Source organism: Nocardia sp. NPDC003482 (genome assembly GCF_053588115.1).
Genome location: NZ_JBSFPI010000004.1, coordinates 41943 through 68254 on the forward strand (window position 1 = coordinate 41943; position 26312 = coordinate 68254).

Annotated in this window: 21 protein-coding genes; 13 read left to right on the forward strand and 8 right to left on the reverse strand. The window is 66.0% G+C overall.

Annotated elements, in window-relative coordinates:
• Window positions 1-220: 220 nt before the first annotated feature.
• A complete protein-coding gene (locus ACWDSJ_RS07665; protein ID WP_064909825.1) occupies window positions 221-541 on the forward strand; it encodes a PadR family transcriptional regulator in 321 nt (106 codons plus the stop codon).
• Between the two features lie 13 nt (window positions 542-554).
• Here the strand turns inward: ACWDSJ_RS07665 and ACWDSJ_RS07670 are convergent, their stop codons facing one another.
• Window positions 555-1862: a transposase gene (locus ACWDSJ_RS07670; protein ID WP_290047495.1), complete on the reverse strand. Its 1308-nt coding sequence runs from the start codon at window positions 1860-1862 to the stop codon at window positions 555-557.
• A gap of 92 nt (window positions 1863-1954) precedes the next feature.
• Window positions 1955-2641 carry a hypothetical protein gene (locus ACWDSJ_RS07675; RefSeq protein ID WP_197521859.1) on the reverse strand — a complete coding sequence of 229 codons (687 nt, stop codon included), beginning with the start codon at window positions 2639-2641 and terminating at the stop codon, window positions 1955-1957.
• 63 nt (window positions 2642-2704) lie between these two features.
• On the opposite strand from ACWDSJ_RS07675, the gene ACWDSJ_RS07680 reads away from it, so the two are divergent.
• On the forward strand, window positions 2705-4420 hold the full coding sequence (locus ACWDSJ_RS07680; protein WP_064909772.1) for an IS1634 family transposase: 1716 nt from the start codon (window positions 2705-2707) through the stop codon (window positions 4418-4420).
• Window positions 4421-4714: 294 nt separating this feature from the next.
• On the opposite strand, the gene ACWDSJ_RS07685 is transcribed toward ACWDSJ_RS07680, so the two are convergent.
• On the reverse strand, window positions 4715-5407 hold the full coding sequence (locus ACWDSJ_RS07685; RefSeq protein WP_064909770.1) for a TetR/AcrR family transcriptional regulator: 693 nt from the start codon (window positions 5405-5407) through the stop codon (window positions 4715-4717).
• A 99-nt stretch (window positions 5408-5506) separates the two neighbouring features.
• On the opposite strand from ACWDSJ_RS07685, the gene ACWDSJ_RS07690 reads away from it, so the two are divergent.
• From ACWDSJ_RS07690 to ACWDSJ_RS07710, 5 genes are all read left to right on the forward strand, one after another.
• Window positions 5507-7051, forward strand: coding sequence for an MFS transporter (locus ACWDSJ_RS07690; protein ID WP_064909769.1), 1545 nt, complete (start codon window positions 5507-5509; stop codon window positions 7049-7051).
• Window positions 7048-7617: a universal stress protein gene (locus ACWDSJ_RS07695; protein ID WP_082976708.1), complete on the forward strand. Its 570-nt coding sequence runs from the start codon at window positions 7048-7050 to the stop codon at window positions 7615-7617. Before ACWDSJ_RS07690 ends, ACWDSJ_RS07695 begins: the two co-directional genes overlap by 4 nt.
• A 428-nt stretch (window positions 7618-8045) precedes the next feature.
• Window positions 8046-8624: a hypothetical protein gene (locus ACWDSJ_RS07700; RefSeq protein ID WP_064909768.1), complete on the forward strand. Its 579-nt coding sequence runs from the start codon at window positions 8046-8048 to the stop codon at window positions 8622-8624.
• 568 nt (window positions 8625-9192) lie between these two features.
• Window positions 9193-9558: a hypothetical protein gene (locus ACWDSJ_RS07705; RefSeq protein WP_064909767.1), complete on the forward strand. Its 366-nt coding sequence runs from the start codon at window positions 9193-9195 to the stop codon at window positions 9556-9558.
• On the forward strand, window positions 9555-13205 hold the full coding sequence (locus ACWDSJ_RS07710; RefSeq protein ID WP_104364647.1) for a hypothetical protein: 3651 nt from the start codon (window positions 9555-9557) through the stop codon (window positions 13203-13205). The genes ACWDSJ_RS07705 and ACWDSJ_RS07710 overlap by 4 nt, the downstream gene beginning before the upstream one ends.
• Window positions 13206-13825: 620 nt before the next feature.
• Here the strand turns inward: ACWDSJ_RS07710 and ACWDSJ_RS07715 are convergent.
• Window positions 13826-14521 (reverse strand): (d)CMP kinase, encoded by a 696-nt coding sequence (locus ACWDSJ_RS07715; RefSeq protein ID WP_450030034.1) that lies wholly within the window; start codon window positions 14519-14521, stop codon window positions 13826-13828.
• Between the two features lie 126 nt (window positions 14522-14647).
• Here ACWDSJ_RS07715 and ACWDSJ_RS07720 point away from each other — a divergent pair, with 126 nt between their 5' ends.
• A complete protein-coding gene (locus tag ACWDSJ_RS07720) occupies window positions 14648-15112 on the forward strand; it encodes an HIT family protein (RefSeq protein ID WP_450030418.1) in 465 nt (154 codons plus the stop codon).
• On the opposite strand, the gene ACWDSJ_RS07725 is transcribed toward ACWDSJ_RS07720, so the two are convergent.
• Together ACWDSJ_RS07725 and ACWDSJ_RS07730 are read right to left on the reverse strand one after the other, a co-directional pair.
• Window positions 15019-15714: a class I SAM-dependent methyltransferase gene (locus ACWDSJ_RS07725; protein ID WP_450030035.1), complete on the reverse strand. Its 696-nt coding sequence runs from the start codon at window positions 15712-15714 to the stop codon at window positions 15019-15021. The genes ACWDSJ_RS07720 and ACWDSJ_RS07725 overlap by 94 nt on opposite strands.
• Before the next feature lies 1 nt (window position 15715).
• Window positions 15716-16474, reverse strand: a complete 759-nt coding sequence (locus ACWDSJ_RS07730) for a hypothetical protein (protein WP_450030037.1) — start codon at window positions 16472-16474, stop codon at window positions 15716-15718.
• Window positions 16475-16675: 201 nt separating this feature from the next.
• Here ACWDSJ_RS07730 and ACWDSJ_RS07735 point away from each other — a divergent pair, with 201 nt between their 5' ends.
• Together ACWDSJ_RS07735 and ACWDSJ_RS07740 are read left to right on the forward strand one after the other, a co-directional pair.
• Window positions 16676-17350, forward strand: coding sequence for a hypothetical protein (locus tag ACWDSJ_RS07735; protein ID WP_450030039.1), 675 nt, complete (start codon window positions 16676-16678; stop codon window positions 17348-17350).
• Window positions 17347-18399, forward strand: a complete 1053-nt coding sequence (locus ACWDSJ_RS07740; RefSeq protein WP_450030041.1) for a thiamine-phosphate kinase — start codon at window positions 17347-17349, stop codon at window positions 18397-18399. The genes ACWDSJ_RS07735 and ACWDSJ_RS07740 overlap by 4 nt, the downstream gene beginning before the upstream one ends.
• Window position 18400: 1 nt before the next feature.
• Here the strand turns inward: ACWDSJ_RS07740 and ACWDSJ_RS07745 are convergent, their stop codons facing one another.
• On the reverse strand, window positions 18401-19795 hold the full coding sequence (locus ACWDSJ_RS07745; protein WP_450030043.1) for a carboxylesterase/lipase family protein: 1395 nt from the start codon (window positions 19793-19795) through the stop codon (window positions 18401-18403).
• Between the two features lie 257 nt (window positions 19796-20052).
• Between ACWDSJ_RS07745 and ACWDSJ_RS07750 the strand changes: the two genes are divergently transcribed.
• Window positions 20053-22437 (forward strand): LuxR C-terminal-related transcriptional regulator, encoded by a 2385-nt coding sequence (locus tag ACWDSJ_RS07750; RefSeq protein WP_450030045.1) that lies wholly within the window; start codon window positions 20053-20055, stop codon window positions 22435-22437.
• Here ACWDSJ_RS07750 and ACWDSJ_RS07755 read toward each other — a convergent pair.
• Entirely contained in the window at window positions 22434-23597 is a 1164-nt protein-coding gene (locus ACWDSJ_RS07755; protein WP_387359996.1) for an NAD(P)-dependent malic enzyme, read from the reverse strand. The two genes, ACWDSJ_RS07750 and ACWDSJ_RS07755, sit on opposite strands and share 4 nt — an antisense overlap.
• 457 nt (window positions 23598-24054) lie before the next feature.
• On the opposite strand from ACWDSJ_RS07755, the gene ACWDSJ_RS07760 reads away from it, so the two are divergent.
• A complete protein-coding gene (locus ACWDSJ_RS07760; RefSeq protein ID WP_387359994.1) occupies window positions 24055-25077 on the forward strand; it encodes an FkbO/Hyg5 family chorismatase in 1023 nt (340 codons plus the stop codon).
• Window positions 25074-26267: a 3-deoxy-7-phosphoheptulonate synthase gene (locus tag ACWDSJ_RS07765; protein ID WP_450030047.1), complete on the forward strand. Its 1194-nt coding sequence runs from the start codon at window positions 25074-25076 to the stop codon at window positions 26265-26267. The genes ACWDSJ_RS07760 and ACWDSJ_RS07765 overlap by 4 nt, the downstream gene beginning before the upstream one ends.
• Window positions 26268-26312: the final 45 nt, after the last annotated feature.

The window sequence follows — 26312 nt, forward strand, 5'->3', positions numbered from 1 at the left end:
CAACAGCCTCGCAGATCTATCGTCCTCCGACATCGCCAGACGATATCGCCAGGCGCTGCCAGGCACTCGATGTAATCGGGAACCAATACACGAACCGCCGATGAACGATTCCGCGTCCCCGGCACGATTCGGGGGCCGGCAACCTCACGCGATCCCCGAGAAGAACGTCGGTCTAGCTGGCTTTTCTTGTAATACGATATCGTGTGTCGATATGGATCTGGTGCGGGAGTTGCTGCGCGGCGCGGTACCGGTGCACGTGCTGCACCACGCCGCCGAACAAGAGGTCTACGGGGCGTGGATGGCCGAAGAACTGGCCCACCACGGCTACCCCATCTCACCGGGCACCCTCTACCCGCTGCTGCACCGGCTCGAGAACGCCGGACTGCTCACCTCGACCGAGCACGTCGTCGACGGCCGCGTCCGCCGCGTCTACACCGCCACTGCGGCCGGACTCGGCGAGCTGACCCGCCTGCGCGCAGTCGTCGCCGAACTCTCCGGCGAAGTCCTGCGCCCCGCACCGGCAACCGGCCCGCACACCTGAGCCGAGTGGTCCATCATCCGGCTACACGCTCACGGGACAGGTCCAGGCGGGTGTTCATGTCGAGCCGGAACCGGCCGTAGGGGTTGATGTTGGACCAGAACAGCGGCGAGAGCGCCCGCCGCTCGGTGTCGCCGACCAGATCGTGGAACTCCGGATCCTCCAATACCGCTTGTAGCAGCAAGGTATTGACGTGCACCAGCGCCGATTGCAGTAGGTGCAACGCGAGCATCGACACCTCGGCGTGCTCGCGGTCGGCACCGGTGAGCTGGGAGTCCTTGCCGTAGAAGACAACTGCGTTGGCGGAGTTCCAATTCTCCACCACCTGCAACCCGGAGTTGATCTCTCTCCTGAGTTCTTCTGATGCCAAATACTCGCAGGCGAAGATTGTGCGCACCGCTCTGCCCAGTTCCTCGAGGGCCTGGTAGGTGGGGTGTTTCGGGCCTCCGCGGGTGAACCGCCGCAGGATCGACTCACTCTCGGCGGTCCCGAGCCGTAGGGCGGTGGCGTATTTGACCATCTGGTCGTACTGCTGGGCGATGAGATCCCACCGGATCGGTCGGGTCAGCACCGGTCCCAGCTCACCGTAGACGCCCGCGTCGTCGGGCCGGTACAACCGGATCGACCCGATGTTCTTCATCCTGGGCAGCAGCTTGAATCCCAGCAGTTCGGTGAACGCGAACCCCACGACCGACGCACCGTGCGTGTCGACGTAGTTCGCGGCGATCTCCGCGTCGGTGCAGTGCCGCAGCAATCCCTCGATCATCGCCGCCACCTCCGAGCTCGAACAGGACTTGAGCTGGGAGTAGATGCACACGTTGCGGCGCTCGACGTGCCAGTAGATCATCACCCCGTACCCGCCGTACCGCTGGTGATACTGGGTCATGAAGTTCGACTCCCACGACCCGAACTTCTTCGAATCACTCGCGCACGAAGTGCCCGAACCCCACCAGTTCGGATCCCGCGCCGCGAAGGTCGCGTTCACCAGCTTCGTCGTCGCGCGCCGCAGGTTGTCACGGGTGATGAAGTGCCTGCGCACATGCCGCAACGCCGCCTCGGACTCCTCCTGCTCACCGGTGTTCACGATCGCCCGGATCCCCATGTTCGTCCCCAGCGCGAACAGATCCAGCAGCAGCCGTTTACGCAGGGTGTCGCGGTCGATGACCTCCCGTGACGCCACCGAGGTGAACTCGGCGGTGAAGTCGGTCAGGAAATCGGCGTCCTTGAGCACATCCAGCAGGTCCAGGGTGCCCCAGCGACGAGCGACCTCGGCCTTGATCTTCTCCAGGTTCTCCGGCTCCGGCTGCTTTTCCAGCTTCGGCACGCTGATCCACTGCTCACCACGGCGCCGCGTCAACCGAACCCCACCCGTGGTTCCCTCAGTCAGGCCCCGATCGAGCCTGTTGAGGGCCTTGCTCATCCGCTCTGCAGTCCGGCGATGAACTGCGTCGGATCCAGGGGCTGACGGATCGCGGCGTAATGCACCTCGCGAGCGGTGTCGAAATCGCCGGGCAGATCGTCTTCGGGATTGCGCCACCGGTTACCGCCGTCGACGTAGATCTCCCGGCGGCGAATCGCATCCCGCAACGCGACCAGCACACACAACTCGTACGCGATGCGCTCGATACGGCCCTTCTCATCGACCACCGCCTCCCGCCACGCCTTGGGCACAATACCATCGAGCGGGGCCAGAGCGTGGCTGTCATAGAAGCGGACCTTGCCGTCGATGCCGGCGTACCGCTGCAATAACTCCACCGCCACCATAACCGGCCGGTACGCGGTGTTGTTGCACCGAAATTCCAACGCCGCCAACAATGCCGGCAGCATTCGCCGATAATGGTTCGAGTACGAGCTACGCAACACCGTGCGCACCCGAGCCGCGAACGCCTGATCGTTGGCCTTCGCCTCTTTCACCAGCTCCCGCAGCGTCTTCTCCCCGACCACCGGATACACCACGTCACGCACGATGCCGTCCGGATGATCGACGGCGGCCTCGGCCAGCCGGAACAGCCCGGGTTCCGCAGAATTCAGGGGTTCTGGAAGGATTTCGGGTGTGAATCCGCAGGTCGCGGGTCTGGGGCTGGGGTTTCGGGCTGAAATCACCTAGAGACGCGATTTTCTGATTTCAGCCCGATATCCTGGTGGTTCGTCGTATGGTCTGGAGTCGTGTACGTGAAGACGACCAAGCGGGACAACAAGTCCGGCACGGTCAGGTATCTGCATCTGGCCCACAGCGAGTGGGACCCGATCAAGGGCCGGGCGACACCGAGAGTGCTGTTCACCTTCGGTCGCGAGGACGAGTTGGACCGGGACGCGATAAAACGGCTGGTCGCGTCGCTGTCGCGGCTGCTCGATCCCGCCGATGCTCTGGCCGCGGGCGCGGCTGGAGAAGGGTTGGCGTTCGTGTCCTCCAGGCCGTTCGGTGGGGCGTACGCGCTCGATCATCTATGGCGGTGGCTGGGCATAGATGCCATCATCGCGGGCCTGGGCCAGCCCAAACGTGGCCGCCGCCGTGATGTTTCGGCGATCGAGCGGGTCCTGTTCGCCCTGGTCGCCAACCGGGCGCTGTCACCGTCGTCGAAACTGGCTGCCGCGGAATGGATCAGCGCCGACGTGCACATCGATGCGCTGGGCGAGGTTACCGATGACGCCTACTATCGGGCGATGGACTGGCTCCATGATGTGAAAGACGACCTCGAACACCAGGTGTTCGACCGGATCGCGACGCTGCTCAATCTCGAGGTGGATCTGCTGTTCTTCGACACCACCTCAACGTATTTCGAGACCGAAGACGCCGACGATCCGATCGTGCGTGACGGCAAGGGCAACCCGGTTACCGGCCCCGGCACCGACGAGGCCGGCAGTGACGCCGTCGGGTTCCGGACCTGGGGCAAGTCGAAGGATTCACGAGATGACTTGCCGCAGATCGTGATCGGGATGGCGGTCACCCGCGACGGGATCCCGGTGCGCTGCTGGTGCTGGCCGGGCAATGCCTCGGATCAGACACTGATCCGGCAGGTGAAAGACGATATGCGGGACTGGACACTGTCGAAGATCATCTGGGTCACCGACCGGGGGTTCTCGTCCGCGGAAAACCGCCGTTACCTGCGCCGGGGCGACCACCACTACATCATCGGGGAGAAACTGCGGTCCGGATCGGTGGAGGTGAAAGCCGCGATGTCGCGACAAGGCCGCTACCTCGACGTCGCGGAGAACATGCGCGTGAAGGAAGTCCGGGTCAGCGAACAAGAGCGGTTCGTGATCTGCTTCAACCCCGACGCGGCCGAACGCGACGCCGCCACCCGCGAACAGCTCGTGGCCGCGCTGCGCGAAATGATCGACGGCTCCGACGCTTTGAGCGATTTCAAGCGCGGTGAGCTGCGCGGCAAGATCGCCGGCAAGCCCGGGCTGAACCGGTTCCTGCGTGTCACCGCCGGAGGGAAACTGCGCGTCGATGCCGCGAAAATCAAGGCCGAAGCCAACTTCGACGGAAAATACCTGCTCCGCAGCTCGGATCCCAACCTGTCCAGCGAGGACATCGCCATCGGCTACAAGCAACTCCTCGAGGTCGAACGCGGCTGGCGCGACATGAAGAGCGTGCTGGATCTGCGGCCGGTCTATCACCGCCTCGAGGAACGCATCCGCGCCCACATGCTGCTGTGCTGGCTGGCGTTGCTACTGGCCCGCATCGCCGAAACCCGCACCGGCACCACCTGGCCCACGATCCGCCGGGAACTCGACCGCCTCCATATCGGCACCTTCACCGGCCCCGCTGGCACGTTCCGCCGCCTCACCGAGCTGACCAAGCCCCAACGCGACCTCCTCACCCGACTCGGCGCCGCCACACCCAAGCAGATCATCGAACTCACCCCAACCCGCTGACCAGCACCGATACCCGCGCCTAGAGACACGCTCCCCGGGCGCAATCCCCATGTCACCCCAGTTCAGGCCCTAAAACGCGACTCCAGGCACTCCGAATTCTGCGGAACCCCGGTGATCCAGCGTGACTCCGTCATCGCGGTTGCGGGCAACCCGGACCACATCGTCGCGGAACTCCTTCGGATACGGCTTCGGCACAGTGACATCCTCTCAAGCCCGCCCCTCGGCAAGCCATCTCGGTTGTCACCTATCCGTGCAGCAGCCCCAAGCCAGGTCCGGTGTTGTCGGGCGGGTGGCTTACCGCTGGTGGCTGGGTCGGGGTGGGGTGTGGGCGGTGAGGAAGTCGTTGATGAGGTGGTGGCAGTAGGCGGGGGTGATGGGGTGAATGCCGGTGAGGCGGGTGAAGACCAGGGGGCCGACGAGTTGGGTGATGGCGTAGGTGGGGTCCAGCTCGCCGAGTTCGGCGCGGGCGGCGGGGCTGGTGAGCAGTTGGTCGAACGGCTGGCGGTAGCGGTCGATGACCTGGGCGCGTAGCGAGTGCAATTCTCCGTCACCGCGGCCTGGGTCGCCCGCATCGATGGGATCGATGGGAGCGACAGGATCGGTGGGTTCGGTGGGGCCCAGGCCGAGCCAGACCAGGGCGGTGAGGTGGATCGGGGTGTGGTCGATGAGGGTGGCTTGGCGGGTGAGCAGGTCGGTGAGTTGCTCGCGCAGGCTGCCGGTGCCGGTGGGCGGTTCGACCTGGGGCAGGAGGCGTTCGAACGCGGCGGCGAGCAGTCCGGCGCTGTTGCCGAAGTTGCGGTACAGGGTGGTCGCGGCGACTTTGGAGGCTTTGGTGACCGCGTCCACGGTGACCGCGTGGATTCCGCCGGTGGCCAGCAGCCGGGTCGCCGCGTCCAGGAGCCGTTCGCGGGAACGGGCCCGGCGCGGATCGACCCGCTGACCGGCCTCGTCGTCGCTGAGGGCGGGGGTGGAACTCACACACCTCATTGTGCCCGACCGGCAAACCCTGGTGTTCACGCCTCGGGCGGGGTTACGCTAACGACATCACCGAAACGATAATGTCGTTAGCGTTTCTTGGGAGGTTTGGTGGCTGTCCCGCAGACCGATTCGATACCCGTCCCCGCTCGCTTGTCGGGTGCGCAGCGGTGGACGCTGGTGGTGTCGTGTGTGTCGGTGGCGTTGGTGATCGCGTCGATGGCCGCCCTGTACGGGGCGCTGCCGCAGATCGCGGAGTCCACCGGCGCCACCCAAGCACAGCTGACGTGGGTGGTCGACGCCTACACGCTGGCACTGGCGTGCCTGGTGCTGTCCGGGGGCGCGGTCGGTGACCGCTACGGGCGCCGGATCGTGCTGGTGGCCGGGCTCGTCATCTTCGCCGCCGGGTCCGCCATCCCGCTGTTCGCCGACCGCCCGGCCTGGGTGATCGCTGCCCGCGCGGTCGCGGGGGTGGGCGCGGCACTGGTGATGCCCTCGACCCTGTCGATCCTGACCGCCGGATTTCCCGCCGACAAACAGGGCCGCGCGGTCGGAGTGTGGGCCGGAGTCGCCGGATCCGGCGGCGTGATCGGCCTGCTCGGATCCGGCCTGCTACTACAGGTGTTCTCGTGGCGGGCGGTGTTCGTCGCACTCACCGCCGCCGCCACCATCCTGGTCGTCGCCGCGCTCACCCTCACCGAATCCCGCGACCGGGACCGGCCACCGGTCGATGTCGCCGGAGCGATGTCCTCGGCTACGGCGGTCGGGGTGTTCGTCGTCGCTGTCACCGCAGCCCCCGAACACGGCTGGACCTCACCACTGGTGCTCACCACACTCGCCGTCGCGCTCGCCGCGACCGTGGTGTTCGTGCTCACCGAATCCCGCGTGCCCCACCCACTGCTACCGATCCGGCTGCTCGTCCGCCGTGGATTCGCCGCCGGAGCGGTGTCGCTGGCGTTGCAGTTCCTGGTCACCTTCGGCCTGTTCTACCTGATCGTGCAATATTTCCAGCTCATCCTCGACTACAGCCCTCTGCAATCGGCGCTCGCGCTGGCCCCCATGGCCGGGCCCCTGGTCGGCATCTCCCTCATCGCGCCCTGGCTGTGCGAACGAGCCGGACTCAAAATCATGACCGCCACCGGCATGAGCGTCATCGCCGCCGGACTGGTGTGGCTCTCACGCATCGACACCCACACCACCTACCTCTACCTCCTCGGCCCCGTGCTGATCATGAGCGCCGGACTCGGCCTGTGCGCGGCACCGGCCACCGCCGCCATCGTCGCCGACACACCCCGCGCCAAACACGGCATCGCCGCCGCGGTCAACGACGCCGCCCGCGAAATCGGTGCCGCGATCGGCATCGCCGTCGCCGGAAGCGTCCTGGCCGCCGGATACCACCACCGCATCCAACCCGCCCTCACACACCTGCCCCCACCAGCACGCGGACCCGTCTCCGACTCCCTGGCCGCCGCACTGGCCGTGGCCGACAAAGCCGGACCCGTCGCCCAGCCTCTCGCCGACTTCGCCCGCGACGCGTTCCTGTCCGGCACCCACCACGCCACCCTCGCCCTGGCCGGCATCGCCGCCGCCGGAGCCGCCCTCGCCCTCACCGCACCCGGCCCCTCCTACCAGCCCGACCCCGAGGACCAGCCATGACCACCCACCACCACACCCGAATCCCACGCTGGCTCCACACACTCACCGGCCACCGCCACCCACATCCCACACCCGAAAACCCCCCACACACCACACCCACCGCCCGCCCGATACGCACCATCATCGTCGACACCGACCCCGCAGACCGCGACTACCGAGCCGTCGACCACGCCGCCGACCTCGCCCACGCCAGCCGCGCCCGCCTCCTGATCACCTGCGTACACCACCCACTCGACCTGCACACCCTCACCGACGACCTCGACCGCCTTCGCCCCGACGACTACCAACTCCGCGGCACCACCCCCACCGACACCATCCTGCGCACCGCCACAGACCACGCCCGCGCCCACGGCGCACCCCACATCGAAACCCACCTCCTCCCCGAACCAGCCCAACACTCACTCCTACAACTAGCCACCACCCAACACGCCGACCTCATCGTCGTCACCCAACCCACACCACACACATGGGCCGACCGCGCCACCAGCCACATCCTCGACACCCCCGCCATCAAACTCGCCCGCCACACCCCCTGCGACATCCTCATCATCCCCACCACCCGATAACGCACCCGCAACATCCACCACGGCAAACAACGCCAAAAACTTGACGCAAGACAAAATATGGATCCCATACCAGCGGGATCTACCCGATTCACAGCTGGTAATCAGCTTCGATGACCAACCGTCCTACAGGAAATTGCAGGTCATCCCCGTTCCCATGTTCACAGTGCCCCGCCGACGATGCGATCCTGCGACAACGACGTCCGTTCCCGTCCGTCGATCCTGCCCCGCTTCATGAGCGTGGACGTCCGGAGGTGTCGCGGGTAGGGATGCCGCGCTGCCGGAGTTTCGCTTCGGCTCAGTATTGATTGAGTGCGAAAGGCACTCTCTCCCGGCGGCGATGATCTGCCGTAGCTGATCCATGGGCTCGGCGGCAATGGCCGCCACCAAATTCTGATGCCGATCACCGCCAGCTTCGGCACACTGAGTCAGTGGGATTTGCTGACGATCCGGAGGGATATAAGCGGGCACTCGAAGCCAAGCTGCGACCAGAGAACATCCGTTTCGCCTTGATGTTCGCCGGCCTGCTCCAGATGCTTCATGAGCGGCTGAAACTGGTTGTGCTCGACGAGGTTCGAGAATTCTACAGTGTGGGCTGCGATGACTCCGGCCGCAGCATCGTCAACGAGGACGCCTACCGCCGCAACGTGCTGGATCTAGCACCGAAGAACAAGTTTCGGGCCTCGCTGCTCTGGCTGGTCGAGTCCGAAGCCATCACCATGGCGCAGGCGGACCGGTTGGACGATATCTATACCCATCGGCACGCGGTCACCCACGAGCTCATCAAGTACATCGTCGATCCGGAGGAGCGGCTAGATACCGATCTGTTCGTCGAGGCAGTGGAGATCTTGAAGGCCATTAAGCGGTTTTGGGCAGGCATCATGGTGTACACGACGATGGACAACGCGGTGGAAGTCGATCTAGATCAGGTTGTTGCACTCGACATGATAGTGCTGCAGTGCTGTGTGGACGCGGTGATCGAGGGCACGCGGGAACACGCCAGCGAGTAACAGCGACGGAATCGGCCGGGCATGCCTGCGCACGGCCTTCGCAGGCGTATTTGGTGTCAGCGTAGGCGTGCCACATTCTCCTGCGTGCAACCTGAACCGAACTGCGGCACAGGCGGTTTGCGCCCTCCTGCAACCGTTGGCAGCACACCAGCCTGGATAGTGCGGGGTTTCTGGGCATCGGCTGGCCGCCGGTCTGCAATGCCCGACCGGCCCGGGACCGCGTTTGGCCGCAGTCGAACGACTGCTAATGGGTGGTTAGGTCGACGGCGAAGTGGGGACTGCCCCGTGTTTTCCGACTTGTGTCAGTGTCCAACCGAGACAGTAGAAGTGGATCGCCTCGCCGGTCTGGTCGGGGACAGGCCGCGTCGGCGCATCGGGACGTTGCGCCTGGGTATCGAATCACCTGCGGCGTCGACCATTTCGGGCGGTCGTCTCTGGAAAGCTGTCGGAGTCTGCCGCTCAAGCGGGAAATTCAGCCGAGCCTTGATGGTCGGCGTCGGTGATGCTGGCTGGCTTTCTCGGCGTGGAGCTGTGAGGATCGATCTCACTACTTTGGGCGGGAGGTTGTGTGACTTCAGGACAGACATTGTTGCGGGTGGTGATGCCCACTGCCGCGACGGCAGTGCTGGCCACGGGGCTGGCGGTGGCGGTGAACTATGCAACCGGCGCGAATCACTCGGTCTGGGCATGGGTCGCCGTCGTCGCGCTGACCGTGGGTGTGTTCGCAGTTTCGCTGTGGGTCCAGCATGCACCCTCCACCGACCGGGAGCTGGCGATCGGTGTCGATCTGCGGAACGTGAAAACCGAAAGGGGGCTACGGGTCAAAGGAGTCCGCTCGACGGGCACGGGGATCAGAGCAGCCAGGGTACGTTCCGGCGGTGACATGTCCTTCGAGGACATCCGCACCGGCGTTGATAATCCCACACACCCATGAACGACCAGGCTCGACGGCCCGTCGCGCCGATCTACGACTTCGACCGGGTGAAAGCCGGGCGGGATCTGTCGATTCATCACACAGACAACCGTTACGAGATCGGCGTTGTGTCGAACGGGGCGCTGCTCACCGGCAGGTCGCTGTATGTGTCTCAGGTGCGCGAGTTCCTCGCCCCGGTCGATGGACTGCGAGATCGGCAGGACGAACTCGATGATGTGGTCGATTTCTGCCGCGGAGAGCAACCGTATATGTGGATCAGGGCCGAGCCGTGGGCGGGTAAATCGGCTTTGTTGTCGTGGTTCACGCTGTTCCCTCCAGCCGACATAACGGCGATCGGGTTCTTCATCACCGACCGCCTCGCCGATCAGAACGACCACAACGCGTTCACCGCTGCTGTCCTGGATCAACTCGCCGTTCTGCTGCCGGACCAACGATCCCTCATCGCCGCCGCCACGATCAATCGCGACGGGCTGCGCAACGAACTCCTCACCCTCGCCGCACGCCGCGAAGCTGAAGCCGGACGACGGTTGGTGCTCGTGGTCGACGGATTGGACGAGGACACCGGTACACCACCGATCGTCACGCTGCTGCCGACAAGGCCGGAGCCCAATCTGCGGGTCGTCGTAGCCAGCCGTCACGGCCCCGCCCTGCCCATCCCGCATGGTCACCCGCTGACAGCTACCGAGCCTTATCCGCTCACCTCATCACCATTCGCCGCGGACGTCCAAGCCAAAGCTGTCGCCGAACTCGATGCGTTGCTTGGTGGACCCGACCAGCACCGTGACCTGCTCACGCTGATCACCGCCGCCAATGGCCTCACTGCATCCGAACTCACCGAACTCTCCGGCATGGCGCCCTACGAGATCGACGGCCTACTGCGCGCGGTGGCCGGCCGCAGTTTCCGTACCCGCACGACGACGGCATCGCCGCGGTCTGGCGGACACAGTGACCCGGTGTACGTGCTGGCCCACGAAACGCTGCAACGCACCGCTGAGGAACGACTCGGCACGCGACACCTCACCGCGGGTATGAGCCGGCTCCACGCCTGGGCCGACCACTACCGAGACCAGGCATGGCCGACCGACACTCCCGACTTCCTATTGCGCCGCTACTTCTCAGTCCTAGACAGACACCACGATTTGACCCGGATGGTCGCGGCGGCGCTCGATACAGCTCGTCACAGTCGGATGCGTATGCGCACAGGGGGCGATGCCACCGCATTGAGTGAGATCCGCACGGTACAACAACATATCTGCAACCAACCCGACCCTGACCTCCTCAGCACCGCACGCCTGGCTCGCTATCGCGATCGCCTCCACAGTCGCAACGACAACATTCCGACCCGGTTGCTGATCGTGATGGCGCTTCTTGGTCAATATGACCGCGCAGAAGACCTAGCTCACTCCTACTCCACTCCACGTCAGAGGGGCGATGCGCTCGCTGCAATCGCCCGGGAGGTGGCCGCGACCGATCCCAGACGCGCGACCCGACTCACCGAACGCGCCGAAACCCTCGCCTACACCATCACCGACCCCCACCAACAAGCCGCGGTACTCGGCAGAATCGTCGCAGTGGTGGCCCAGACCGATCCCGAACGCGCTGAAGCAATCACGGACACCATCACTGACCCGCATTGGCAAGGTTCTTCACTCATCGGAATCACCGAGGCGGTAGCTGGCACCGACCCTGAACGCGCAACTCGACTAACCGAACGCGCCGAAACCATCGCCCACACCATCACCGACCCAAACCGGCAGGTCGAGGCCCTCACCACGATCGCCCGCGCGGTGGTCCGGACCGATCCCGAACACGCGGCCCGACTCACCGAACACGCCGAGACCATCGCCCACACCATCACCAACCCGCACCAACAAGCTGGGGCACTCACCACGATCGCCCGCGCGGTGGCCCAGACCGATCCCGAACACGCGGCCCGACTCACCGAACACGCCGAGACCATCGCCCACACCATCACCCACCCTCGCCAGCACGACAGCGCGTTTCGAAATATCGTCTACGCGGTGGGCCAGACCGATCCCGAACGCGCCGAGACCATCGCCCGCACCATCACCGACTCGAAGCGGCAGGCCGAGGCACTCGCCGCAACCGCCCGAGTGGTGGTCCGAACCAATCCCGAACGCGCTGAGATCATCACGCACGCCATCGGCGACCCTTACCAGCGGGTCAGCGCACTCGTCAGCATCATCGAGATGGTGGCCCCGACCGATCCCGAACACGCTGCTCGACTCACCGAACATGCCGAGACCATCGCCTACACCATCACCGATCCTGACCTGCAGACCAAGGCGCTCGCCACGATCGCCCGAGTGGTGGTCCGGACCGATCCCGAACGCGCCGCCCGACTCACCGAACACGCCGAAACCCTCGCCCACACCATTACCAACCCCAGCCATCAAGTCCACGTGCTTGCCGAATTCATCAAAGCAGTAGCTGGGTCCGATCCTGAATGCACGGCTCGGCTGACCGAACGGGCCGAGACCATCGCCCACACCATCACCGACCCGAACCAACACGACAATGTGCTTCAAAATATCGTCTACGCGGTGGGCCAGACCGATCCCGAACGCGCCGAAACCATCGCGGACACCATCACCGACGGTTTTTTGCAGGCCGAGACACTCACGGAAATCGCCCTTGCAGCAGCCCAGACCGATCCCGAACGCGCAGCCCGACTCGCCGACCGCGCCGAAACCATCGTCCACACCATCACCAACCCGACCACACGAGGCAACGCACTCGTCAGCATCCTTGAGGTGGTGGCCGCGATCGATCCCGAACGCGCAGCCCGACTCGCCGACCGCGCCGAAACCATCGTCCACACCATCACCGACCCGTACGGGCAGGCCAACGCGCTCGCCATAATCGCCCGGGTGGTGGCCCAGACCAATCCCCAACGCGCCGAAACCATCGCCCGTACCATCGCCAACCCGAACCGGCAGGCCAAGGCACTCGCCGCAATCGCCCGGGTGGTGGCCCAGACCAATCCCAAACGCGCTGAAGCAATCACGGACACCATCACCGACCCGCTTTGGCAGAGTTCTTCACTCATCGGAATCACCGAGGCGGTAGCTGGCACCGACCCTGAACGCGCAACTCGACTCACCGAACGCGCCGAAACCATCGCCCACACCATCACCAACCCAACCTCTCGAGCCAACGCGCTCGCCATAATCGCCCGGGTGGTGGCCCAGACCAATCCCAAACGCGCCGAAACCATCGCCCGTACCATCGCCAACCCGAACCGGCAGGCCAAGGCACTCATCAGGATCGTCCGGGCGGTGGCCGCGACCGATCCCGAACACGCAGCCCGACTTACCGAACACGCCGAAACCCTCGCCCACACCATCACCGATTCGAACCAACAGGCCGAGATACTCACCGCGATCGCTGATGTCGTCGCAGGTACCGAAGAACGGTGCGAGGCCATTGAGCTCACCTCAGAAAGCTCGGGGGCGCTGGCACGTTCGGGACTATGCGGTTGCGGGAGATCGAGCAAACAATTGCTGGCGCGCGCATGGTCGATCTCCACGTTGGAGATCCCAGTTTCGGCTCTGCCCGTCGTCGACACGTCTACGCTGCATGCCCTTGTGCTCGATCTAACTGACGAGAAGGACGCGAATCTTTAACGTGGGAGATAATTCTGATGTACAGCCCGGCACTAGGACTTCGAGAAATGATCGGCCCTGCCGTTTAACGGAGTCCGGCCAGAAAGTTCCTGCCAAGCCACCGCTGCCGAGGACGTAACCCCTCCTGCGACAGCGACGTCCGTTCCCGTCCGTCGATCCGGCCCCGCTTCATGTGCGTGGACGTCCGTGGGTGTCGCGGGTACGGATGCCGCACTGCCGGAGTTTGGTCAACACGGTGGTCGGGTCGACCCCTAGGCGTTGCCCGATTCGGGCGAGGGACCAGCCCAGGTTGTACAAGTGGATGGCGTCATCGATCTGGTCGGCGGACAGGCCCCGGCGGCGCATCGGCACGTTGTTACGGTGGAGGATCTCGCTGACTGTGCGCCGCTCGATACCGAACCGGACGCCTAACTGGTACACCGTCTCCCCACTCCGATATCCGGTGATGAGTTCTTGAACTTGGTCAGGCCCGAGTCGGCGTGTCCGGCCGGTTCGGGGCTTCGCAATGGGCGGAGGAACAGTGACGCTGGGGTCGGGCAACTTCCGACGCAGCTGCTCCAACGCATCTACCTGCGCTTTCGTGTTCGAGTAAGCTCCCCTAACGTCCACAACACGGGCTTTTACCCTAAACCGGGCCACTCCGGTCGCTGGATACGTATCACCCGAAGAACCTCCGCGACCGTTTGGGATCGGTCCAATTCATTGGTGTCGACGACCGTCACGCCAGGTCCTCCTCGATCGAATCCACTGACGAGTGAATCCAGTCGATCCCGGTGCGCGGCAGCGGCGGCCGTTCCTTCATCGCCCATTCGCTCGGAACGAATCCGCGGGGACACCGTGAGCACGATCTTCACATCGGCGTCCGGCACCACCACGCTGGTGGCGTCCCGGCCGTCGATGACGACTCCGCCCCACGTCGACACGGCGTGCCGAACGACTTCGCGCTGACGGGCGGTCATGGCGGCTCGAACGCCGGGGTGGCGCGAAACCTCGGGCACGCGACTGCTCACCGCAGCGTTCTGCAACTCGGCTGTGACGTCGCCGCCCGCCAGCGCTACGGCGGTGGTGCCTCCGCGCAAGGAGATCTCCACGGGGAAGTCCCGCGCCGCCGCTGATGTGATGCCCTCGGCGTCGTCGAGGGGCAGGCCGGCGCGAACACACCAGAGCGCAAGGGCCCGATACAACAATCCCGCGTTGAAATACGGCACGCCGAGTCGGCGGGCCACTGTCGTGCATACTGATGACTTGCCCGTCGCGACACCCCCGTCGACGGCAACGACAAGACATGCCCCCGTCCCGCTTGATTGAATCCCCACACGCGGATTCTAATGGCGCGGAACCTCTTACAGTCGGAAACGACAGCGAACACCAAGGGTAGGACGCCGATCATGTCGCGGAGCGAACGAACAGTGGCACCGAAACCTGCAGGCCCGCAACAACTCATGCTCCCGCTCGACTTTCCGGGTATCACGGACCGATCGGTCCGTCATTCGTCGAACGGCACGAGCCCACCGCCCGATCCTTCGTGCATCTTCTGCCGACACGCCGACCCTTCGGTCAATACGGTCGTTCGCACGCGAGGAACGATGTACGCCCGGTGGGACAACTTCCCGGCCAGCAAGGGGCACATCGAAATAGTTCCGTTCCGTCATATTTTGTCATTCTTCGACATGACCGACCGCGAAGCGCGTGACCTGCACCTCCTCGCCCACTCGGTGAAGACGACGCTGGACAACCTTTACCAGCCCGATGGCTTCACCATAGGAGTCAACGACGGCTCCGCGGCCGGGCGGACAGTCCCTCACCTACATCTTCACATCATTCCGCGGTGGCACGGCGATGTTCCCGACCCTCGCGGCGGCATTCGCCGCGTCTTCGACGATTGCGATCCTGATTCGTGGAGTTGAGCGGCTCGCGGCCGCACGGCCAGAACCAGAAGCCATTCGTTTCGTACCGGCCCCAACGAGTCGACAAGGCTGAATCCGGCACCCTGGAGCCAAGTACACATCTCGTGCTTGTTCGTATATGTGAAAAGCCGTCCGTCCGGACGACGCTCGCTGCCGTCGCCCTCTTTCATACTCCACCCGATAGGCGCGCCCGCCTCGAGTATCTCGAAGCAGCGACCGATCACTCTCGGTATTTCCTCGCGAGTCAGGTGCAGCAAGCTCCCGCAGGCCCATATTCCGCCCACCGATTGCTCCGCCACGGGAAGCGCCAGCATATCCGCATTGACCCCGTGTATCCGCTCCGGAACCTGCGGCCCCGCCAGGCAACGACGCAGTAACCCGGCGCTCGCGTCGATGGCCACTACCGTGTGACCCAGTCCGGCGAGGAATCGCGCGTCGCGACCGCTACCGGAGCCGAGATCGACGACGATCGAGCCGGGCCGCAGCAATTCCGCGAAACTCAGCAGGTCTCGCTCCAAACCGTCGAAGAATCGGAGGGACTCCGTGCGCTCGACGTAATTCTCGGCGTGGGACTCGTACCAGGCCAAGGTGTCACTGTCCATGTCAGATCTCGTCGAATCCGTGCGCCTGCATCCGTCCCGCCAATTCGTGAAGCAGATCGGGCACACTCGAGCCCGCGAGCGCCGCGTGCCCGGTACTCGCGTCGAGGCTGAGACATCCACGAAAATTGTTGTTGTCGTCTCGTATCGGCGACGCGAAGACCGCGCCGCGGTGCCGTACCTGCGCGAACTGTTTCCACGACAATTTCATTACTGCGGAGTCTCCCTCCCGGGCTCTCAAGGCTTCGAAGTCTTTCTCGGTAGGCACCTTCGACGCGAGGCTTTCCACATCGCAATCGGCTTCCGCGTTACGTTCCCAGCACATCCCCACAACACCCTGACCGTATCGGGGGTCGAACTTCCGGAGCACCACAGTGCCGCCCAGCCGGTACACGGCAACCCGCTGCAGATACTTCGCCCCGAACCACCCTCGTGTCCGCCTCACCTGCCAGGCATGCAATCCGAGGTCCTCGAAGCGAAATCCGTCCACGACGCGATCCGCTTCCCGGATCATCTTTCCCAGCTGGACGAATACCTCACGCTGCAACTGGGTGCGCCGATGGACCAGACTGCGCTGGGCTCGCGCCGCGAAGGGACCCAGGGTGAAGACGGCGGCGACGATCAAAAGCCCTGGCACCAGTGCCGGCGCCTTCAATTCCGTCCAGAACCTCTGGTCGGGAAACCCTTGATTCTTCGCCGCCAGCACCGCCAAAGCCAGCGTGGCGATGCCCTTGTCCCATATGGCCGCAGTCCTTGCCTTCATAGTGATACCCGCCAACTTCGGTTCCCAGCAGTTCGTTTCGAGGGGCGCGGGCGGGAATTCTACCGGAGCCGTGTTTCGGTCCAGCGACCTTGACCATACCGGACCGACCGGTTGTCGTGGATGTTCTTTCATCCGACTGGAACGCCTGTCCCACAATACTTTTCACACGGCGACCACGGCAACAAGTGTTAAACTCACCCGGTGGGGACAACCGAACGATGCGACAGATCGGACCTTTGCGCCGAGTTCTCAGGGGCGATCGATACGGAGTTCACTCGCACCTACTTACCGAAGATCGATCGACGCCTTGCCGAAAGCGCAGGCAGCGTCGCCGTGGTTGATCTTTCCCCGTTGATGGTGGGTCACGTACTCGCCTGCCCCAGGGCCCATTATTTCAGCGCCGCCGACGCCATAGCGGATCCGGACAGCGACTTCGAGACGTTTCTCCATGACTTCCTCCAGAGGTATGCGCAGATCTTCGGGAGATTCACCGTACTCGAGCACGGATCGACAGCGACGATGCCGACCGCGTGCATCAGTCACGCGCACGTGCACGTATTGCCGCTTTCCCTGGAACCCATTGTCAGACGTATGACCAACGACAACCTCAGACCGCACCCACTGGACAGTTGGCAGGACGTTATCGATTTGTATCTGGGCCACTCGTCGTACTATCTTGCCGCAGACGGGGAGCGATTCTTCGTAGCACCACCCCAGCAACGCATGATCAACCAGTATTTCAGAGTCGTGGCCGGGGCGATGGTCGCAATTCCCCCGGAGGAATGCGACTGGGCGGTCGCGATCAGACAAGACATCTTTTACGAGACGATGCAACGCTGGACAGTCGGCGCTGCCACCGAAGGAGTGATGTTGTGACCGTGCGGACCGTGACCTCGGGAACACTGGACGAGCCATCGAAGATCGCGCAGATAGTCGTGCCCGCCATGGGGGAAGAGAAGGCCAGCACGACCCTCACCAACGGGTCCGTCGCGGAACTGCTGCTCGGCGCGGGTGCACAGGATGATTGTGCGGCCTTCCGGCTGACCGGTGACCAGGTTCTCGTGGCCGGCTCGGATTACGTCCGGGGCCCCAAGTTCAGCCTTTACGAAAAGGGATTTCTCACGAATTACGACATAGGCTGGTATTTGGCCGGAGCGAATATCAGCGACATCGCGGCAATGGGCGCCGCGCCGCTCGGTCTGCTGTCGGTCGTGCGGTACCCGAAGGATCTTCCCGACAGCGATTTCGCCGAGTTGATCGAGGGTATCCGCGACGGCGCCCGCGCGGGAGGCGCGCTGAACGTCGGCGGGGACATCGGGAGCGCGGAACGAATCATCCTGTCCGCCAGCGCGTTCGGTGTCGTCGAGCCCGACAATATGCTCACCCGTGCGGGCGCTCGACCCGGGCAGCTGCTGTGTCTTACGGGGCCGACGGGTCTGGCGGGCAGCGCGATGAAACTCGCCAATGCCGGGGTGAACCTGTCCGATCCGAAGTACTCGGGGGTCCTGCACAAGTGGCGACGAGTCGCGCCGCGAGTGGCGCACGGGCGGATCTTCGCGCGCCATCGGGGAGTCACGTCCTGTATCGATACGTCGGACGGGCTCAAAGGCGCGATCGAGACACTCGCCCACGGCAGTGGCGTCGCCGCCGTCGTCGAGGACCATCTGCTGCCGATCGACGACGCGGTGCGGGACGCGGCCACCCATCTGGCATGCGATGTGGAGAATCTCGTATTCGGTGATTCGGTCGACTTCGAGTTGGTGGCGACCGTCGACGCCGACGCGGTCGACTCGGTTGCCGCCGAATGCGCTGACGTGGGCCTGAGTCTGCATGTCATCGGCCGTATCACCGACGGCGACGGTGCGAGCCTCGAACGGGGTTCGGAAAGTTTCGACCTTCCGGGCGCCGCTTGGCGGCACACCTGATTCAAGCCGGATGTCGTTGGGTCCTGGACTCCGAATCGAACACCATGACCCACCGCTCCCCACCCTCATACCGCCCCCACCCCGGATCCCCCGTCGCCGCGAAATCGATCCACGCCTTCCGCATAACCCGCGACAACTCCCACGGCGGATTCGCCCCCACCAACCCCCGCACAGCCTCCGCGCCCAGCCGATCGAACAGGAACGGCAACTCCAGCGTGTGGGTCGCGCCCACCAGATCGTCTGCGCGCCAGGCGAAGTCGTAGGTGAATGTTCGTCCACCGGTATCGGAGTGAGCGCGAGCCAAGTCGACGGCGGGTCGGCGGAACAGGCCGTCGGTGATGATCGTCGTCAGTTGGTCGGCGGGCGGGAGGGAATCGGGGAGGGGAAGGGAGTAAGCCTCCCCGGCCAGGCAAACTTGTTCGGGGCCGGCTTCGGCGAGGACATTGTTGGGGAGGAGGAACAGGCGGGATTCTTCGCGAGTGGTTCCGAGCAGGACATCGATCGACGAAGGGATGCGTCCCCGGAATTCGGCCGTAGGCACGATGTCCCCGTCGACCGTAGGCATATAGGGCGTGAAGAAGTAACTCGTCGGCCCCCAGCGATCGGTATCCCGGAAGCTCTCGTTCAATGCCAGGTGGCGAGTGTACAGCTCCGCCAAGGGAAGACGTGCGGGCTCATCGCCCAGCTCGCGCGTGATCCCCGAGATCAACGACGCCGCCAGGGCGGCATCCGACACCAGCCCGAACGGACCGCTCTGGAGAATCATCCGGCGAAACAATCCCGCCGCCGCGGGAGATCCCGCATAAGCCCCCAAACTCCCCGCCCCCGCCGAATTCCCGAACACCGTGACATTGTCCGGATCCCCACCGAACCCGGCGATGTTCTCCCGCACCCACCGCAACGCGAAAAGCTGGTCGCGCAGACCGAGATTCGTCGGCACTCCGGGCAGCGGCAGGAAACCGTCCACGCCCAGCCGGTAGTTCAGGCTCACGAACACCACGCCGTCGCGGGCGAAGGCCGTTCCGTCGGTGCGCGGGTCCGCGCTCGTCCCGCAGACGTACCCGCCGCCGTGCACGTAGACCATCACCGGTAGGCCCACCGCGCCGATATCGGGCGTTCGGATGTTCAGGGTCAAGCAGTCCGTGCCCCAGGTGACGGCTCGGGGTGCCGCCGCGCCGACGAAGGGCAACGTCGCGGGCTGAGGGGCGGCGGGGCCGTGGGCGAAGGCTTCGCGGGTGCCGTCCCAGGCGGATGGGGGCTGGGGCGGCTGGAAGCGGCGGGGGCCGAAAGGGGCTGCGGCATAGGGTATTCCGAGGAAGGAGACAACGCCTCCGTCGGCTCGCCCAGCGACGAGACCCTCGGCTACCCGCACCGTCACGAGTGCTGATGACGTCATGATCATACACGATACTTCGATAGATATCGAACAATTGTCCGCCCCCGGTTCTCCGGGCCTCGTGTCACCGAATGGCCACTGGCACAAAGGCATTCGACTGGCCGACCCACCGGTCCGGTGATAGAGTCCGCCCGGGGCGAAATGTCCGCTACGGCGGACCACCGGGCAGGCATCGTGGCTCGCCACTCTTCCTGGTTCCCGAGTGCTGTGGCCAGGAGACGGAAACGAGCCTGCCGGACCGCACGAAGGGGGCAGCGTTGGAGGACTGGGGGGCTCGCCGTGGGCCCGATCGGCTGCACGGCCGCGCGGCGGAGATCGAGAAGATACGCGAATTCCTGGCCGAGGCCAGTGGGGATTTCGGGCGGGTGCTCGTGATCGACGGGGCACGCGGAATGGGTAAGAGCCGGTTGCTGCACGAGGGGCTGGCGCTCGCGCGGGCGGATCCGGCGCGGCCGATCGTGCTGGGCACCGACGATGTGGATTCCGCGGCGCTGCTGCTGGGTTCGACGGCGTGGGCCGCGGAGACGGCGGGCGGGTATGTCGCGCTGTCGGCGGTGCTGGAGGTCCACCCGCCGCCCACCAGCGGCTACGGGCCCGTGGTACGGGCCGACGCCTACGATCGGATCATCCGCGTACCGTTGCGGCCGCTCGACGACACGGCGGCCGCGCTGGTCGCCGCCGATGTGCTCGGGGCGACGCCCGAGGACGAGCTGTCGGCCTACCTCGCCGCCGCCAACGGCAATCCCCGCCTGATCGTGGATCTCGCGGCGGGGCTGCGCGCGGAGGGACATCTCGAAATACGCGGCGGCCGTGTGGCTTTGCGCTCGGCCGCCTTGCCGGAGCGGGTCCTCGCGACCGTGCGGGCCTGGCTGCGTGAGCATTCCGAGAAATGCCGCCAGCTGTTGCGCGCGGGCGCGGTGCTCGGCCCCTCCTTCGAACTCGCCGAAGCCCTGGAACTGCTCGACGAGACCACCGTCGGCGTGCTGCCCGCGCTCACCGAGGCGCTCGCCGCGGAACTGCTCGTCTCCGACGACGACCGGCTGGCCTTCCCCAACGAGATCGTGCCGCGCGCGCTCGAGCGGCTGCTGCCCGTCGCGGCGCGGGTGACCCTGCTCGACGACGCCCGCCGCATTCGCGAGCGCTCCCCCCGGCACGCCGACCGCAGAACGCCCGCACCCCGGACCGGGCGCGCCGAACTCGATCGCAACGCCCACGCCGTGGCGGCCGTGCGCAATCTGGTGGCCGCCGGGCGGCTGGACGCCGCGATCACCCTCGCCCGCTCGACCCTGGAACGGTCGCTGCCGGAGGACCTGGTCGTCGAATTGCGTTGTCTGCTCAGCGATGTGCTGGTGATGGCCGGCCGGGCGGCGGAGGGCGTGCGCGAGGCCGAACGGGTGCTCACCGCCGCCGAACCCCCGAGCGCGCACACGGCCGCCGTCTCCGGGGCCGCGCTGCTGTTCGGCCAGTACATGCTCGATCCGGACCGGGCCCGCACCCGCGCGCAGGCCGTGCTCGGGCGACGCGGCCTGGTCGGCAAGGATCCGCACGCCGTCGTCGCCGCCACCGTGCTGTCCAACGAGCGGTGGGCGCACGGCGAACTGCGCGAGGGGCTGCGCTGGGGCCGGGCCGCGGCGCGCGGCGTCGATCCCGATCTGCCCTATGCCTGGCCCAAATTGGCGCTGGCCACCAAACTCGGGGAACTGCGCCGCTTCGACGAGACCGAGGCGCTGATCGCGGAGGCGGCCGAGCACATCGACCGGTTGCAGCTCGGCGCGCATCTGTCGGCGGTCGCCACCGTCCGCTCGCGCATGCTCGTGCAGGCGGGCCGCCTCGCCGAGGCCCGCGACGAGGCCCGCGTCGCCCTCGACATCGCCACCGAACTGGGCACTCCCCTGCTGGTTCCGCTGACCCATACGGTGTCGGCGCTGGTGGCGTTGCGATCGGGCGACGCCGACGCGGCGGCCGGGCACGTTCGCCGTTGCCGAGCCGAATTGGCCACGGGCCGAACGCTTTTCCGGTCGCCGCAGTACGACTGGGTGGAGCTGCTGGTGATCCACGCCCGGTCGGGTGCGGGCGCCGCGGCCGCATTCCTCACCGACGCGGCCCGCGGGCTGGAGAGCACCCCCGCGCTGCTGGTGCAGGAGCCCGGCGCGGCGGCGTTCTTCGTGCGCCTGGCGCAGCTCACCGGGGACGACGGGCTCGCGGAGCGGGCGGTGGCCGCGGCCGAACGGCTCGCCGCGGACAATCCCGAGTACCCGCAACCGGCGGTCGCGGCCCAGCACGCGCGCGGCCTGCTCGACCGGGACCCCGTGGCGCTCGGCGCGGCCATCGCCGGGCACATCGATCCGTGGGCCCGTGCCTGCGCGGAACGTCATCTGGCCGAACTGGATTCGACGTCGGCGCCGCCCCGGCCCGAGCCCGCCGCGCTCGCGCCGGACGCGGACTCCGGCTGGCATCTGCTCACCGACACCGAGCGCGCGATCGCCGAACTCGTCGGCGCGGGACTCACGAATCGGCAAGTGGCCAAACGGATCTACGTCTCCCCGCACACGGTGAACTATCACCTGCGCGCGATCTTCCGCAAGCTCGGCGTCTCGTCCCGTATCGAACTCGTACACCACCTGTACCGGCGCGCGACCTAACCCCGCGCGGCCGCCGCGACCGCCGCCGCCACCGCCGGGGTGACCCGGGGGTCCAGCGCGCTCGGCACCACCCGATCCGGTGCGAGGTCCTCGGCCGCGATGGCCGCGATGGCCTCGGTGGCGGCCAGTTTCATGGCCTCGGTGATGTGGGTCGCGCCGGCGTCGAGGGCGCCGCGGAAGATGCCCGGGGAGGCGAGGATGTTGTTGATCTGGTTCGGGTGGTCGCTGCGGCCGGTGCCGACGATCGCCGCGTGCCGGCCGGCGATCGCGGGGTCGATCTCGGGTTCCGGATTGGACAGCGCGAAGATCACCGCGTCGGCCGCCATGCTGGCGACCAGTTCCTCCGGGACCCGCGAGGAGGACACGCCGATCAGGACGTTCGCGCCGGGCAGCGCCTGGGCGATGCCGCCGCGCAGACCGCGAATGTTGGTGTGGCGGGCCAGTTCCGCCTTGACCGGGTTCAGGTCCGTCCGTTCGGAGTGGATGATGCCGCGGGAGTCGACGAGGGTGATGTCGCCGACCCCGGCCGCCAGCAGCAGCCGCGCGCACGCCACCCCGGCCGCGCCCGCGCCCGCGATCACCACCCGCATCCGCGTCAGGTCGGCGTTCAGCAGGGTGGCCGCGCCGCGCAGCCCGGCGAGCGTCACGATGGCGGTGCCGTGCTGGTCGTCGTGCATGACCGGGCAGCCGAGGGTGTCGATCAGGCGGCGTTCCAGCTCGAAACACCGTGGCGCCGAGACGTCTTCGAGGCTCACGGCCCCGAACGACGGCCGCAGCCGCGTCAGCAGGTGCACGATCTCGTCGACATCGGTGGTGTCCAGGACGATCGGCACCGCGTTGAGTTCGGCGAACGCGCGGAAGATCCCGGCCTTCCCCTCCATGACCGGAAGCGCCGCGCGCGGGCCCACATCGCCGAGGCCGAGCACCGCGGTGCCGTCGGTGACCACGGCGATCAGGCGGCCCGCCCAGGTGTACTCGTCGACCAGTTCGGGCCGGTCGGCGATCGCGGTGCTGACGCGGGCGACACCGGGGGTGTAGGAGACCGAGAGGGTCCGGGAATCGAGCAGCGGCGCGGTCGGGGCGACCACGAGTTTCCCGCCGCGATGGAAGTCCAGAATCTCCTCGTCGCGGATATCGGTGGTGGCGACTGCTTCGTTCACGGGAGCCTCCTCGATTGCACGGATCTATTCCACGATCGACCGAACGGCCTTTTTCCGAAATTAGACCAAGAGCGCGGGAAATGCCCACTACTCGATCGGGTAGTTCCGCGAGAGGCCGCCCAGGATGCGATCTCGAACCACTCGGGCGAGTAGTTACGGGAGGCTGCTGGAAGTTATATTCAGCGTAATCACAAGGGTGGAAGTAACTATCACGGGCAGGCGTCCAACCGGTACCTCAGCCGAGAAGAGCCATGTCTACCTGCGATGATGTTCGCCGATCCGTACGACCGGGACGGTAGCCGACTTTCCCCGGAAAGCGCGGGAAAACCCCGCTGTGACCCGCCCCACAATTTCCGCAGCGGTTGCACGGCCGTCCAGCTCCGGTACAGTTCGATTTGCGTCGAATAATCCATTCATCGACGCGAGGAACCACTTATTGATATACGGGGAGGGTTCGATGTCGGTGGCACCCACCGCACGACTTTGGTCCACATTCGACCCTGTCGATCGGGTATCGAATGATGCTTTCACACTCGCTCGGATCGAATTCGGCACGACCTCGGCGCTGGACATATCCGAGGGCGGCACACCCGTGCTGCGCATACCGATGAGCTCGCCGGGCTTCGACGAGTTCACCGAGACCTGGGCGGTCGACGCGCCCGTCACCGCCGGGCGCTACGAGGACCTCGTTTACGCCCACACCGACGAGTACCTGTTCGCCGCCGTGCAAATCCCGGAACTCGACGAATACGCCGAGGCCACCAACCGCGCCTATCGCTCGGCGTTCAAACTCATCGCGAACCTCAACTACCCCAGCATCTTTCGCGTCTGGAACTTCGTCGGCGGCATCGTCGACGCCAACGCGGCCGGGATGGAGATCTACCGCGACTTCGTGGCCGGACGCGCCGAGGCGTTCAAGCTGTACCAGGACGGCCTCGGAAAGATCCCCGCCGCAACGGGAATCGGCACCCGCGGGCGCGGCATCTCGATCGCGCTGCTCGCCGCGCGTACGCAGCGGCCCCGGCACATCGAGAACGGACGGCAGCTGCCCGCCTACGAGTACCCGCGCGAATACGGGCCCAAGTCACCGAATTTCGCCCGCGCCACCGTCCTGCGCGACGCGGACGAGACGACGCCGCGGCAGCTGTTCGTCTCCGGGACCGCGAGCATCCTCGGGCACGCGACCGTCCACCCCGGCGACATTCGCAAGCAGACCCGCACCGTGCTCGAGAACATCGAATACCTTGTGGGACAGGAGAATCTGGCCGACTACGGGCTGAGCGGACACAGCCTGTCCGATCTGCGCCAGCTCAAGGTGTACGTCAAGCACGCCGCGGATCTGGAGGTCGTGCGGGATATCGTGACCGACGCCGTCGGCGGCGCGGCCACCGCCCGCTACCTCAATGTCGACGTCTGCCGCGACGACCTGCTGGTGGAGATCGAGGCGCTCATCCCGCTCGACGAGGGATCGCCGTCGTGAGCGCGGCGATTCCCGGTTCGATGTGGGGCCTCGACGGTATCGCGCTGCAACAGCCCGACTGGGCCGATCACGCCGATATCGCCCCGGTGCGGGCATATCTGGATCGGGCCGCGCCACTGGTCGCGGCCGAGGAGGTCCGCGCGCTGCGCGATCGGCTCGCCGAGGTGGCGGCCGGGCGGGCGCAGATCCTGCAGGTCGGCGACTGCGCCGAGATGCTGGCCGAATCCAGCGACGCCGATTTCGCGGCGAAGACCGACTTCCTCACCCGGATGAGCGCGAACTTCAGCGATCTCACCGACCGACCGGTGGTGCGGATCGGCCGGTTCGCCGGACAGTTCGCCAAGCCGCGCAGCAGTCCCACCGAGCGGGTCGGCGGCAGCGAATTGCCTTCGTACCGAGGCGATCTCGTGAACGGGCACGGGCCGTCGCACGCCGAACGCGCGCACGAACCCACCCGGATGCTGCGCGTGCACGACTTCAGCCGCGCCGCGCACCGTCATCTCGCGGCCCGCCGCGCCGGCGACGGCTACGGTCCGTGGTCCAGCCACGAGGCCCTCGTGCTGGATTACGAGGTGCCGCAGATCCGCGGAAATGCCGACGGCACGCAAACGCTCACCTCCACCCATTTCCCGTGGGTCGGGGAACGGACCAGAGGGCTCGATTCCAGTCATATCGCCATGCTCGCGGCGGTCGACAATCCGATCGGGTTGAAAGTGGGTCCGGCGATGCCGGGCGACGACCTCCGGAAATTGTGCGAACTGCTCGATCCGCATCGCACACCCGGGCGGCTGACGCTCATTTTCCGGCTCGGCAACGCGCATGTCCGGGAACGGCTACCGGAATTGGCCGAGGCGGTGCGCGACGGCGGGCATCCGGTGGCGTGGGTGTGCGATCCCATGCACGGCAACACCTTCGCCACCGCCGCCGGGGTGAAGACGCGCCGGGTCGACGACGCGGTCGGCGAGGTCGTCGGATTCGTGGAGACGCTGACCGCGCTCGGCATCGCGCCGGGCGGACTGCACCTCGAGACCTCCCCCGCTGCGGTGACCGAGTGCATCGGCCTGAACGTGACCGAGGAACACCTGCTCACCGGCCGCTACCGGTCCAGCTGCGATCCCCGCCTGAACCCGGGCCAGACCTGCCAGGTCATCACGGCCTACGCCACCGCGGCCCTGACCCTGACGATATGACCGCCCAGGTACACCCGGGTCCCGTGGTCCGTGCCGGGACCGCTC